Below are 12,713 nucleotides of genomic sequence, written 5' to 3' on the forward strand. Positions count from 1 at the left end.
GTAAGAGAGGAGGGGTGGAGCTCGGATCGAGCCCCACCCCTCTCTTCGTTCCCACCTACCGCCCTACCGCCTTACCGCCTTACCGCCTACGCCTTCCCCGACAGCACCGACTCCAGGATCAGCCACCGGTTCATGCCGGCGAGCTTCTGGTGCATCTTGGTCATCGGGGGGCCGCCGGCGGCTTCATCTTCCTCGATCTGCAGGTCGGCGAGGGCGTCGAGGCCCTTGGCGGCGAACTTGCGCAGGCCCTTGTCGAGCGCCATGCCGGCGGTGCGGAAGTTGAAGAGCGTCGAGAACTGGAGGGTGTAGCCCAGGTCGGCGAGCTGCTGGTTGGTGATGAGGGTGCCGGCCTTCTTGGCCTTCCCCCAGTAGAGCGAGGGGGAGAGGTTGAAGCCGAGCATCTGGTTGGGGTAGTACTTGCGCACCCCCTCGGCGAAGGCCCGCGGCTGCTCCAGGTCGACGTTGTTGAACTCCGCCCAGATCACGTCGCAGCCCAGCTCGGAGGCCTCCCAGGCATCCTCGACGGCCATCTTCACGCCGCCGGAGGACTGGCCGGGCAGGGCGCCGTCGACCGAGTCGGTGCGGGCGATGATCACGAGGTCCTCGCCCATGGCCTCGGCGGCGGCGCGGATGGCCTTGAGCTTGGCCAGCCAGGTGGCGCGGGGGACCAGCACCTTGTCGCGCTTGGCCTTGCCGACGTTGACGATGTGGCCGCAGGTGCGGTCGGCGGGGTCCTGGTTCTCGAGGTGGACGCCGCCCACCCGGGCGCGCACCAGCTCGGTGGCCAGGGAGAAGGTCTGGGTGGGGCCGCCGAAGCCGGCCTCCATGTCCATGAACATCGGGGGCACGTTCAGGAGTTCCTTGCCCTCGGTGTCGTAGTAGTGGGTGCCGGGCCCCCTCGATGCCCTTCCAGAGCTCCAGCGCCAGGTCCACCATCTGGTGCGAGTGGTAGACGCCGATGTCGGGGTACATGTTCTTGACCGCGGCGAGCTGCCAGCCGGAGCCGTACAGGGCCTTGAAGCCGAGCCGGGTCATGATGGAGGCGGTGTAGGCGTCGTAGGCGCCGGCGGTGTGGACGAAGGAGCCCTTGTCGCGGGCCTCGTGCAGGAGGCGGCGCAGCTTGGTGCCGGGGCGCTCGTTCTCGGGCGGGGCCAGGAGCTTGGCGATCTCGTCCTTGGGATAGACGGCGTGCTTGCTCACGGGCGCGGCGCTGGCCATGGACTGCCTCCTTGGGGGATGACGCGGCCCGCGGGCTCCGGGCCCGCGGGGCGGGATGCGTGGGGCTGGCGCCGTGGAGGCCCGGGGCTCCGGCCCCGGTTCCATCGACCCGGCGACTCCCGTATAATTATCAAATGTGAAATCTTTCACAAGGGCCGAGGTGGGGCGGCCCGGCGCCGGGATCGGGGGATCGGGGACGGGGCCGCGCGGGGTGGACGCGCACGGGGCTTGCACCGGGGCGGGGTGGCATCACCGGCCGTCCTCCGCTAGTTTCGGGGTCCGGTTCGGCAACTCCTTGTGGCACATCACTTTCACGACAAGGTACGGCGGTCATGGCGGACGGTCTGGATCAGTTGATGGAGCGGATCGCGCGAGGGAATGCCACAGTTGGCGTGGTTGGCCTCGGCTACGTGGGTCTGCCCCTGGCGGTGGAGGTGGCGCGCAGCGGCTTCAAGGTGATCGGCTGCGACATCAGCGGGCCGGTCTGCACCGGGATCAACGCCGGGAAGAGCCACGTGGAGGACGTCCCAGGCGAGCTGCTGGCCGGGTACGTGACCAAGGGCTCATCACCGCCACGACCGACTTCGGCCGGTTGCGCGACTGCGACGTGATCTCCATCTGCGTCCCCACCCCGCTCAACAAGACCAAGGATCCCGACCTCTCGTACGTGGTGGCGGCGGCGGAGTCGTGCAAGGCCGGGCTGCGGGCGGGGCAGGTGATCATCCTGGAGAGCACCACCTATCCCGGCACCACCCGCGAGGTGCTGCTGCCGATCTTCGAGTCGACCGGGCTCAAGGTGGGGGTGGACTTCGGGCTCTGCTTCAGCCCCGAGCGGGTGGACCCGGGGAACCCGGTGTGGCAGACCCGGAACACCCCCAAGGTCATCGGCGGGATCACGAAGCGGTGCAACGACGCGGCGATGGCGCTCTACGGCAAGGTGTTCGACACCCTGGTGCCGGTGGAGAGCCCGGAGGCGGCGGAGCTGGTGAAGGTGTACGAGAACACCTTCCGCATGATCAACATCGCGCTGGCCAACGAGCTGGCGCAGGCCTGCGAGAAGCTGGGCCTCGACGTCTGGGGCGTCATCGAGGCGGCGGCGACCAAGCCGTTCGGCTTCATGAAGTTCACCCCGGGCCCCGGGCTCGGCGGGCACTGCATCCCGCTCGACCCGCACTACCTCTCCTGGAAGATGCGCACGCTGCACTTCAAGACCCGGATGATCGAGCTGGCCAGCGAGATCAACGCCGAGATGCCGGGCTACGTGGTGCAGAAGGCGGCCGACGCGCTGAATGACCGGATGAAGGCGATGAAGGGCAGCAAGGTGCTGGTGATCGGGGTGGCCTACAAGAAGAACATCGGCGACCTGCGGGAGAGCCCGGCGCTGGACATCATCCGGCTGCTGCAGGAGAAGGGGGCGATCGTCTCCTACCACGATCCGCACGTGGCGCACATCGTGGATGATGGCCACACCCCGATCCAGGGGCTGCCGCTGCACAGCGTGGCGCTCACCGCGGCGACGCTCAAGGCCGCCGACCTGGCGCTCATCGTGACCGACCACACCGAGATCGACTACCCGCTGGTGCTCAAGGAGGCGCCGCTGGTGTTCGACAGCCGCGGGGTGCTGCGGTCCGGCGGGCAGGGGAAGCTGGTGGGGCTGTCGGGGGTGGTGAAGGCGTAAGGCGGTAGGGCGGTAGGGCGGTAAGGCGGTAGGGGGGGAACGGGATAGCCGTTCTCCCCCTTTTCCTTTGTGGTGGCCCCCGCTTTCCCCGCTCCCCGGGTGCGTCTATACTCCATTCCATGCCGCTTGCCACCCTGCCTATCTCCAATCGCCGCATCCGGTTCGGTCTGGTCGGCTGCGGCCGGATCGCGGACAAGCACTTCGAGGCGCTGGCCCGGCACCAGGAGCGGGCGGAGCTGGTGGCGGTGTGCGACACCGACCCCGGCGCGCTGGCCGGCGCGATGGCGCGCACGGGGTCCCGGGGTTCACATCGCTGGAGGCGCTGCTGGCGCAGTCGAACGCCGACGTGATCGTGCTGGCGACGCCCTCGGGGATGCACGCGGCGCAGACGATCCAGGCGGCGGAGGCGGGGCGGCACGTGGTGACCGAGAAGCCGATGGCCACGCGGTGGCACGACGGCAAGGCGATGGTGGCCGCCTGCGACAAGGCGGGGGTGAGCCTGTTCGTGGTGAAGCAGAACCGGCAGAACGCGACGATCCAGCTGCTCAAGCGGGCGATCGAGCGGCGCCGCTTCGGCCGGATCTACATGGTGAGCGTGAACGTCTTCTGGAGCCGGCCGCAGGAGTACTACGACAGCGCGCCGTGGCGGGGGACGTGGGAGTTCGACGGCGGCGCCTTCATGAACCAGGCGAGCCACTACGTGGACCTGCTCGACTGGCTGGTGGGGCCGGTGGAGAGCGTGCACGCCTTCACGGCCACGCTGGCGCGGCACATCGAGGTGGAGGACACCGGGGTGGCGTCGGTGCGGTGGCGGAGCGGGGCGCTGGGCTCGGTGAGCGTGACGATGCTGGCGCACCAGAAGAACTTCGAGGGCTCGCTCACGGTGCTCGGGGAGAAGGGCACGGTGCGGATCGGCGGGGTGGCGGTCAACGAGATCCAGGCGTGGGAGTTCGCCGAGCCGGACCCCGACGACGCCACCATCCGGGACGCGAGCTACCAGACGACGTCGGTGTACGGCTACGGGCACCCGGTGTACTACGACAACGTGATCCGGGCGCTGCGGGGCGAGGCCCGGGCGGAGACCGACGGGCGCGAGGGGCTGCGCTCGCTGGAGCTGCTGGTCGGGATCTACCTTTCGGCGCGCGATGGGCGGACCGTCGGATTGCCGCTGGAGTTGTAGGCTGGATGCTCCTCTATGCGGGGTTGGTCCTCCTCCAGGCGCTTCTTCCTGCACCCCCGAGCCCAGAGCCGAGCCTGGCGGACTCTGCCGTGGCCGAGCAGGCGCTGTCGGCATGGCGGACCATCGGCCGGGCACGGCTTGCCACCTGGGGCGGAATCACCGCGGCAGGATCCGGTGAGTGGCGAGTCGACTCAACCTGGGCCGGTGTGGCCGACGCGGCTGCCGAAGCCTACGACCTCGAGCCGGTCCTGCGCGGCGTCCTGGGATTGGCCCACGCAACCCGGAGCCGGGAGTTGCTCGATGAGGTGAGCGGCTTCTACCTCGCCTACCTCGCCCGCTTCACCCGGGTGGGCGACGTTCAACGCCTCGCGGTGCCCTTTGCACGGAAGAGCAGGAGCCTACCACAGGGGGAGGCGGGGGCCAGAACCTTGCTCTGGCAGGATCGCGCGGGCGCCCCCGCCGTGCCATCCGAGTGTGCCCTCTGCAATGCGCAAGCGCTTCATCCCGCCGCTCGCCTCGTCCGTCTGATCGCCACCTTGCCCGCGGCGGACCGCACGGCGACCATGCGGGAATTCCTCGTCGAATATGGTCCCCTCTTGGTCCATGAGCACCTGCTGCGCCTGGCCTTCGGGACGGAGTGGAACACCGACGTCGTCGCGGGACTGAATCGCCGCCGCGTTCCCGGCTGGGAACAGTTGAATGGGGGGTTCCATCCCACTGGGCCGCGCTTTCACGTGGCGCTCCATGACACCGACCTCTGGCTGATCGCCACGGCCGCCGAGCTCCTCGAGGCATTCCGTCTGGACTCTACACTGCTGCCGTCGGCGGCTGCTCGGGATTCCCTGCTCCGGCTGGTGCGGGCGGGCACCACGCGCCTTCGCGAGTCGACCCAGCTCCATGGAGGGCCGGTGCCGTGCACTGGTCCGGCCTGCACCACCCAGCGATTGGGGTATTTCGAGGGGGATTTCGATGCCCACCCCGACATGGCCTACGCGGGCTATGCCGAACGGGCCTTCCCGACGGTCAGCGACCGAGCGCCGCCGACCGGCGGGAGCTGGGATGTGTCCCACGTGCACCGCCTTCCTGTACTGCTTCGTTCGCTCTGGGATGCGCGGCGGGCCACCAGAGTCGGGTTCCCGGATGCAGGCGTGCTCAGGCTGACCACTGCGCAGTACTTGCAACGGGCCTTCCAGGGCGACCTCGCGCACCCCCAGTTCAATAACTATTTCGATGGCGGGAATGGCTGGTACCGGGTCCGCTATGGGGGCCGGCCAGACTGGGGATACCCGCCATCGGAGGGATGTGATTCGCGCACCGAGAATCGCCCATGCCTGGCGCGTGGGGCAGTCCTCGGCTGGGGGCTGCTCGGGTTCGCGGACCCCGCGATCCCGGAACTCGGTCGGGCGCTGTTCCGCTTGGCCATGGGAGCCACCCCTGATGCCCGGGCCTTCCGGGCGAGGACCTATGTCGTCCACGGGGATGGGTTCGTCTGGGCCAACCCTGCCGATGCCCCGGGGCCCCGGTCCATCCTGCTCCTGGAACTTGCGGGGGAGTACCTGGATGGGGCGCATGCCGATTGACGCGAGCCCGGCTGCGCCGCGGGTCCGGGTAAGTCCCTTCATCCGGGACATCGGGTCGGCCGCGTTGGCGTCGCTGGCGACGATGGCGGCCTTGGTTCTCGTGACCCGCTGGCTGGCAGAGGGGCTTGGCCCGGACAGCTTCGGTGCGTGGGGGCTGTCCCGCCGACTGTTCTCCTCGATCACCGTCTTCTCGACGATGCCGTTCGGGATCGCGATCGCGCGGGACCTGGCCCGCGAGCCATCGCCCAGCGGGCGGGCAGCGATCCGGGCGGCCGCCACCGGGCTGGTGGTCATCCCGAACGTGGCGCTTCTGCTCATCGGCTTCTCGGCACGCGGGCCGCTCGCGGCGGTTCTCTTCAATGACGCGGCGCGCGTCCCCCTCCTGATGGCCAGCCTGGTCAGTGTGGTGGGGCTGTCCTGCTACACAGTGGTCTTCGCTTGGTACCGGGGAACGGAGCAAATTCGCCGAGGCAACTTGTGGCAGGTGGTCGTCCTCGGGGCGGGCCCGGCGCTGATTGCATACCTGCTCCGGCACTCCGGAGACCCGGCCAGCATCGTACTATGGACCGGTGCGGTGACCTTTCTCGCGGGGGTGCCGCTCGCCTACTGGCTCGTCCAGGCGCTCCGGGCGCCGGTCCTGTCCGCGGATGTGCTGGACCGGGCCCGCCTCCTTGCCCGGTATGCGCTGCCTCGCATCCCCGGCGGGTTGGCCTTCGGCGGACTCATGGCGCTGGGGCCATTTCTTGCCCCCTACCTCGGTTCCCTGCGTGAGGCCGGGTACCTCATCGCTGGGCAATCCGCGATGCGGGTAGTGGAGGGAGGGACGGCGGCCTTCGGGCTGGTCGTGCTTCCACGACTCTCCAGCCTGCAGGCGACCAGCTCGGCGGCATACCTGCGTGAGCGGGTCACGGATGTGGTCAGCGTCGCGCTGCACCTGGGCCTGTTTGCCAGCGGCGCACTTCTGGTCTGGTCCCGCGAGGTGGTCCTGGTCTGGCTCGGGCCGGCCTACCTCCCTGCCGTCGCCAGCATCCGCCTGCTTCTGCTCGCCGTCAGCCCCTACTTGGTCTATTCCCTGCTGCGCTCCGTGATCGATGCGCTGGAGGAGCGCGCTATCAACATGCGGAACCTCTTCCTGGCGCTCGGGATCGGCCTGCTGGCTTCCGGCGGGGCGGCGCTCCTCGGGCTGGGGGTGGAGGGACTGGCCGGGGCGACCACCCTGGCCTTCTTCGGGCTCGGGATCGCGACCTGGCGATTCCTCCACAGCTCGCTGTCGCTCGCGGGGCACGACCTGGACCTGGCACGCGCCGGCGCCCTGACGGCGATCATCCTGCTGGTCATCGCAATTATCCGGGCCTTGCTGGTCCCGCACCTTTCGCCGACGGCACTCCTCGGAGTGGGAGTCCTCCTCGAGGGTGCCGGACTCGCTGCGTACCTCTGGTTGCTCCGACGGGCGGGGACGCGGTGGCTGATCCATTTGGAGAGGCGGATCGCGTGGCGACGGGGGTGACGGCCGTCCGGGCCCCACAGGCCCTTGAACTCCTGGCCGCGGTCGGCGGAGGAGTCACCGTGGCCTGGGCCGTCGGCCGATGGGTGGACGACCGGGTGTTGCTGTTCGTCCTGGCCGTCGTCACGGCGGGCGTAATGATGCAGTCGATGTGCCGGGTGCTTGATATCCGCCGGATCACCATCCCGGGGTTCTGGTTCCTCACCTACCTCGCACTCGTAGGGCTGCCGGCGCTTGCCGCCAGCTACGCCTTCCCCCCCGCGCTCGCCCACACAGTTCTCGGCGCCATCCTGGCGACCCTCTTCACCGTGCCCCTCGGGATGAAGCTCGCCAACGTGGCGACCCGGTTCCGGCACGAGGAGATCGCGCGGTTCTACAAGCGGCCGGTGGTGCCGACGGGCGACACCCCCCGGGTCACGGCGGCGTTTCTCATCCTCCTCGGCATCGCCTGCTGCTTCGCCACGGGGTACCTGGTCGAGGCTCCGGCGCTGCCGCTGGTCAGCCTGGTGACCGGCGACGCGAGTGGCAGCGAGCTGCTTCTGCTGCGAGAAGATGCCTTCAAGCTGCTCCAGTCGCCCTTCCAGTACGCCTACACCGTGGTACGCGCGGTGCTCTTCCCAATCCTGGTGGCCGTCTCCCTGGCCCAGGCGCTGGCCACGCGCCGCCGGCTCTGGTACCTCCTGGCCGGCGTCACGAGCATCATCGGACTCTCCTACGCCAGCCTTGCGATTGCCAAGGCGCCCCCGGCGATCATCCTGCTGGTCGGGTTCCTGCTCGTTTACGTCTACCGGGCCGGGCGCCTTCCGGTGACGGCGGTCCTCGGTGCGGCAGCGGTGGTACTGGCATTCCCGGTCTTCGTCATCCTCGGCCTGAGCCGCGGAACCGGGACCGACGTCTGGGTCGTCCTGGCGGCGCTATTCCGGCGGTTGTTCATCCTGCCGGGCGAAATCCTGCACGTCTACTTCGAGATCTTTCCCGCCCATCACCCGTACCTCCATGGCGCGAGTGTCGGCCGCCTGGCCTGGGTGCAGGGTGTCGCGCCGTTTGACTTGGGCAACTACGTTTTCCTCTACATGTACCCCGATGGGATGATCACTGGCGGGGCGCCGGCGGCGTTCCCGGGGCCATTGAACGCCGACTTCGGCCCGCTCGGGGTAGTCCTCGGCGGCATCATCGCCGGATTCCTCATGCAGGTCGCGCAGGTCTACCTCTGCCGTCGCGTCAAGTCTCCCGTGACGGTAGGGGTCTTCGCCTACATGGTCTTCGCCTTTGCGCAGGTCAATCTCACGGCCCTTACGACCGTCCTGCTGAGCGGCGGGGTGGTTTTCGGCCTGGGAATTCTCCTGGCCAACGATGCCCTCGAGGCACTCCTTGGCGTCGACATTCGGACGCTTTCGCCGACTTCTCCCGCATGATGCTGCGCATCGCGATCCTGACCTCGGTACACGCCCCGTTCGACACCCGGATCTTCCAGAAGGAGGCGCGGTCACTCGCCCGCGCGGGCCACGAAGTTCACCTATTCGCGCCCCACGATCGCGACGAGCGGCGGGATGGCGTCTTCGTCCACGGGCTGGGTCGCCCAAGGAACCGGATCGTGCGGATGGTGCGCATGCCACTGCAGTTGTTCGCGGCGGCCGTCCGCTCGCGCGCTCAAGTCTGTCATTTCCACGATCCGGAACTGCTGTTCGTGGGCCTGGCGCTGAAGCTTCTCGGCCGCCGCGTCGTCTACGACGTCCACGAGGACGTGCCCAAGGACCTGCGGGCCAAGCCGTACCTGCCCAGGTGGGCACGCCCGGGCATCAGCGTGGTCGTGGGAGCCCTTCAGCGCCGGATCGCCCGCCTGCTTGACCGGGTCGTGGTGGCGCGCGAAGACCTCCTGGCGGCGTTCCAGGGACATCCGGGGCTGGTGCTAGTCCGGAACTTCCCGATCCTCGAGATGTTCGCCCAGGGCGGCCGCCCGACCGATGGTTCTGGACCACCCCGCTTGGTATATGTCGGCGGGCTGACGCCGATCCGTGGAGTCGTGGAAATGATCGCCGCACTTTCCCTCCTCCCGGCGGGGCTCGAGGGCGTACGGCTCGCGATCTATGGGCGGTTCTCGGCGGGGCTCCAGGCGCGCTGTGAAGCTCTCCCGGGCTGGAGCCGGGTGGACTATCACGGGGAGGTCGCCTACGCGCGCGTGGTCGATGGCCTGGCGGCGGCGGACGTTGGAGTCGTCTGCTTCCTGCCGGTCCCGAACAACGTAAATTCCGGGCCGACCAAGCTGTTCGAGTACATGGCGGCGGGTCTGGCGGTCATCGCCAGCGACTTCCCGATGTGGCGTGAGGTGGTGGACGGGGCGGCCTGCGGGCTCTGCGTCGACCCCGCAGAGCCGGCCCAGATTGCCTCGGCGATCGTGCAGCTGGCGGCGGACCGGTCGGGTACCGCCGAGATGGGGCGGCGAGGACGGACCGCCGCGGTGGAGCGTTACAGCTGGGAGGCCGAGGCCACGCGCCTTATCGCGATGTACGGAGCGATGGATGCTGGCTGAGCCCCTGCGGAGGCGCGTCACCGCGGACCTGCGGCTGCTCTGGCCCCGGCTGGTGGAGCGGCCGCTCTGGCGCTGGTGGTGGGGCGCCCGCCTGCCGGATACGGCCGCCGTTGCTGCGGAGGTCGTCGAGCTGCCTTCCCCCCTGCTGCCGCTGGGGTCGTACGGGGGAGGGGCGAGGGGTGACCGGGTCCCAGCCGGGGCAGATGTCCGCCGGGCGGCAGAGGAGGTCTTGCAGGCGCGGTTCGAGGTGTTCGGGCAGGTTCACGATCTGGGACGGCCGATTGACTGGCACACGGACTGGACCACCGGACGGGGCTGGCCGCTGGACCTCGCATGGACGATCAACTACACGAATATGGGTGAGTCCTCCGACGTGAAGGTGCCGTGGGAGGTCTCCCGGTGTCATTGGATGACTTGGCTCGGGCTGGCGTGGCGGGAGAGTGGCGAGGCACGATTCCGCGACGGATTCGTGGAGCTGGCCGGCGAATGGCTGGACGCGAACCCCGTGGGACGTGGGATCCACTGGGCGTGCCAGATGGAGGTCGCGATCCGGGCGGTGAACTGGATCGCCGCGTACGGATTGTTCGCCGAGGCACCCGGGATTCCGAGGGGCTTCTGGTCCCGGTACGTCGCCACGTTGCGCTGGCATGCGCGCTTCATTCGGGGTAATCTCGAGGTCGGGCGTCGCTCCAACAACCACTATCTCGCGGATGCTTGTGGGCTGTTCCTGACCGGACTCTTCTTCCAGGGGACCTGGGAGGGGCGACGATGGGCCGCCTGCGGCCAGCGCATCCTCGAGCAACAGGCACGGTGGCAGGTGCACCCAGATGGTGTCCACTTCGAGAAGTCTATCAGCTACCACCGCCTGGTCACGGAGATGCTGCTGGTGGCCCTGGCGTGTGGCGATCAGGCCGGCCGGCCATTCTCCCGGGGGTACCGGGAGCGGGTGCGCGGCATGCTGAGATTCATGGAGGCCTACAGTCGCGAGGACGGGACGACGCCGCTCTTCAGCGACTCCGACGACGGGCGACTTCTACGGTTCACTGTCGCGGAGGCTCCCACGGATCACCGCGGGACCCTTCAGGTGGGAAGTACGGTCTTTGCAGACCCCTCCCTCCGCCGCGGTGTGGAATGTCACCCCGATGTCTACTGGTTGCTCGGGTGCGGGGGAGTGAACCGGTGGAGGCAGCTGGGCACCGATCGACCAGGTATCCGTTCCGCGAGCTTCCCCAGGGGGGGCTACCACGTGCTCCGCACCGCGTCTGCCCATTTCATGATGGACGCTGGGCCCATCGGCTTCGATGGAGGTGCGGGGCACGGACACAATGACACGCTGAGCTTCGAGTTGGCGGCCGGACAGGACACCTTCATCGTGGACTCGGGGACCTACTGCTACACCAGCGACCCCGACACACACCGCGAACTGGCGCGTGGACGCGCGCACAACACGATCGAAGTTGATGGCCAAGAGATGGCGGTGATCGTAGGCCTGTGGCGCATCGCGAGCGATGGTACCCGGCCGCGGCTAGTGCAGATCCGGCTTGGCGGCGCGGAGGAACAGATTACCGCCGAGCATCAAGGCTACCGGCGACTGGCGGGGGACATCATTCACCGGCGGGACGTGCGCTTCGCGCGGGCCGAGCATCGCTGGCTGGTGACCGATACGGTGCGGGGGACGGGTCGGCACCGCCTCGTGTGGTCTCTCCACCTGCATCCCGATGTGGAGATCGGGGCCCGGGACCCTGACCGTGTGGTGCTGGAAGGGAGTTCCGGCCGGCTGGTGGTGGACTTGCCGGGGTCATTCACCGAGACGGCAGGCTGGTACGCCCCGCGGTATCGGTTCCGTCGACGCGCGCCGGTGCTGGAAGTTGTCCTGGAGGGGGTGGCGCTGCCCCGACGACTGGATTGGCAGCTCCAGTGGTATCCGAATGAGGGCACCCCGGTCACCCCCATGAGGGTGGGGGCGGCTTGCCGGGCGATCCCGGATCACCGATGAACTGAGGCCCTCCAGGCACCTGCCAGCGAAGCGAACGACGCAGGTTCGCGCCGCCGGAGCTCCGACAGGTAGGCGCGGACGAGGATACCGCCGACCGCGAGGAAGAGGCTTGCCAGCGCCGCCAGGATGGCGAACCTGACGCGGTGCGGCCCGCTCGGGATCATGGGAGGGGTGGGTGCGTCGATGACGGTGATGACGGGTGTATCATTGATCTCCTGAATCCGGGCTGTCTCGAATTCACGCCTCAGCGTCAGGTAGACCTCCTGCCGCACCTGGACTTGGCGCTGGATCTGGTCGTATTCGAAGCGGAGCGCGGGTGCGGTGTAGTCGCGATTCCGGGAGAGGAAATCCCGGAGCCCTCCCTCCGAGGCTCGCAGGTCCGCTTCAGCTTACTGAAGCCGCCCCTCCACGAACATCCGTTGGCCGTGGGCCTGGGTCAGGCGTCGCTCGAGGTTGAACCCGTTGATCAGGTCCACGTAGCGCGACGCCACGGCCGCCGCCAACAGGGGATCTCCGGCGGTGACGCGGAGGTCGACGGTGCCAGTCTGGCGGTCCGTGGAGGCCTGCACCATTTCGGCCAGCTTGTCCCGGCCGTCAGACAGGCGTGCGGCAAGGGGGGCCTCCTCGGGGACGATCAGGTCAATCAGCGCCGCGCTGTCTGCGGTGGACCCCGGTCTGGGGAATGGAGAACGCAGGACGCTGTCGCGGAGTTCGCGACTGTTGACGAGTTGCGCGTAGAATTGGGGGCTATCCGAGAGGTTGCCGGCAGCGAAGCTAATTCCGAACTGGCCGGCCAGGGCCCCGAGTCCGGAGGGAAGGGAGGACTGGCTGCTCTTGGCCTGGATGAACACCGCCTCGGCCGTGTACTCGACGGGCATCAGCAACGACACCCCGAGCGCGAGGATTGCCGCAAGCGGGGGCGTCAGGACGAGGAGACGGCGATTCGCCAGCAGGAGGGCGAGGTAGTCAAACACAGTCGGTGGGCTCGCCGGGTCCGACTCCGGGGGGCCATTGTACCTGTCGGGCA

General features: G+C 68.6%; 8 protein-coding genes and 2 pseudogenes. 7 read left to right on the forward strand and 3 right to left on the reverse strand.

Features of this window, described 5'->3' with window-relative positions; all coding sequences use genetic code 11:
- Positions 1-86: 86 nt before the first annotated feature.
- Positions 87-848, reverse strand: coding sequence for an isocitrate lyase/phosphoenolpyruvate mutase family protein (locus IPJ95_09175; protein MBK7923789.1), 762 nt, complete (start codon positions 846-848; stop codon positions 87-89).
- Positions 849-1,550: 702 nt separating this feature from the next.
- Here IPJ95_09175 and IPJ95_09180 point away from each other — a divergent pair.
- The 7 genes and pseudogenes from IPJ95_09180 to IPJ95_09210 all read left to right on the forward strand — a co-directional run bounded on the left by IPJ95_09180 (position 1,551) and on the right by IPJ95_09210 (position 11,686).
- Positions 1,551-2,896 (forward strand): annotated as a pseudogene (locus IPJ95_09180) (nucleotide sugar dehydrogenase).
- Positions 2,897-3,015: 119 nt separating this feature from the next.
- Positions 3,016-4,076, forward strand: a pseudogene (locus IPJ95_09185) (Gfo/Idh/MocA family oxidoreductase).
- 89 nt (positions 4,077-4,165) lie between these two features.
- A complete protein-coding gene (locus IPJ95_09190) occupies positions 4,166-5,656 on the forward strand; it encodes a hypothetical protein (GenBank protein MBK7923790.1) in 1,491 nt (496 codons plus the stop codon).
- Positions 5,637-7,163, forward strand: coding sequence for a lipopolysaccharide biosynthesis protein (locus tag IPJ95_09195; GenBank protein ID MBK7923791.1), 1,527 nt, complete (start codon positions 5,637-5,639; stop codon positions 7,161-7,163). Before IPJ95_09190 ends, IPJ95_09195 begins: the two co-directional genes overlap by 20 nt.
- 59 nt (positions 7,164-7,222) lie before the next feature.
- On the forward strand, positions 7,223-8,575 hold the full coding sequence (locus IPJ95_09200; GenBank protein ID MBK7923792.1) for an oligosaccharide repeat unit polymerase: 1,353 nt from the start codon (positions 7,223-7,225) through the stop codon (positions 8,573-8,575).
- Complete coding sequence (locus IPJ95_09205) at positions 8,572-9,690, forward strand: glycosyltransferase family 4 protein (protein ID MBK7923793.1); 1,119 nt, start codon at positions 8,572-8,574, stop codon at positions 9,688-9,690. The genes IPJ95_09200 and IPJ95_09205 overlap by 4 nt, the downstream gene beginning before the upstream one ends.
- Positions 9,680-11,686, forward strand: coding sequence for an alginate lyase family protein (locus tag IPJ95_09210; protein ID MBK7923794.1), 2,007 nt, complete (start codon positions 9,680-9,682; stop codon positions 11,684-11,686). Before IPJ95_09205 ends, IPJ95_09210 begins: the two co-directional genes overlap by 11 nt.
- Here IPJ95_09210 and IPJ95_09215 read toward each other — a convergent pair.
- Both IPJ95_09215 and IPJ95_09220 read right to left on the reverse strand, forming a co-directional pair.
- Positions 11,677-11,958: a hypothetical protein gene (locus IPJ95_09215; GenBank protein ID MBK7923795.1), complete on the reverse strand. Its 282-nt coding sequence runs from the start codon at positions 11,956-11,958 to the stop codon at positions 11,677-11,679. The two genes, IPJ95_09210 and IPJ95_09215, sit on opposite strands and share 10 nt — an antisense overlap.
- A 117-nt stretch (positions 11,959-12,075) precedes the next feature.
- Positions 12,076-12,660 carry a hypothetical protein gene (locus IPJ95_09220; protein MBK7923796.1) on the reverse strand — a complete coding sequence of 195 codons (585 nt, stop codon included), beginning with the start codon at positions 12,658-12,660 and terminating at the stop codon, positions 12,076-12,078.
- Positions 12,661-12,713: the final 53 nt, after the last annotated feature.

It is taken from the genome of Gemmatimonadota bacterium (assembly GCA_016713785.1).
Lineage (GTDB): Bacteria > Gemmatimonadota > Gemmatimonadetes > Gemmatimonadales > GWC2-71-9 > JADJOM01.

Excerpts from the sequence above, each read along its gene's own strand:
- IPJ95_09205 (MBK7923793.1), top strand. The coding sequence starts at position 8,572 with ATGATGCTGCGCATCGCGATCCTGACCTCGGTACACGCCCCGTTCGAC.
- IPJ95_09210 (MBK7923794.1), top strand. The coding sequence starts at position 9,680 with ATGCTGGCTGAGCCCCTGCGGAGGCGCGTCACCGCGGACCTGCGGCTG.
- IPJ95_09195 (MBK7923791.1), top strand. The coding sequence starts at position 5,637 with ATGGGGCGCATGCCGATTGACGCGAGCCCGGCTGCGCCGCGGGTCCGG.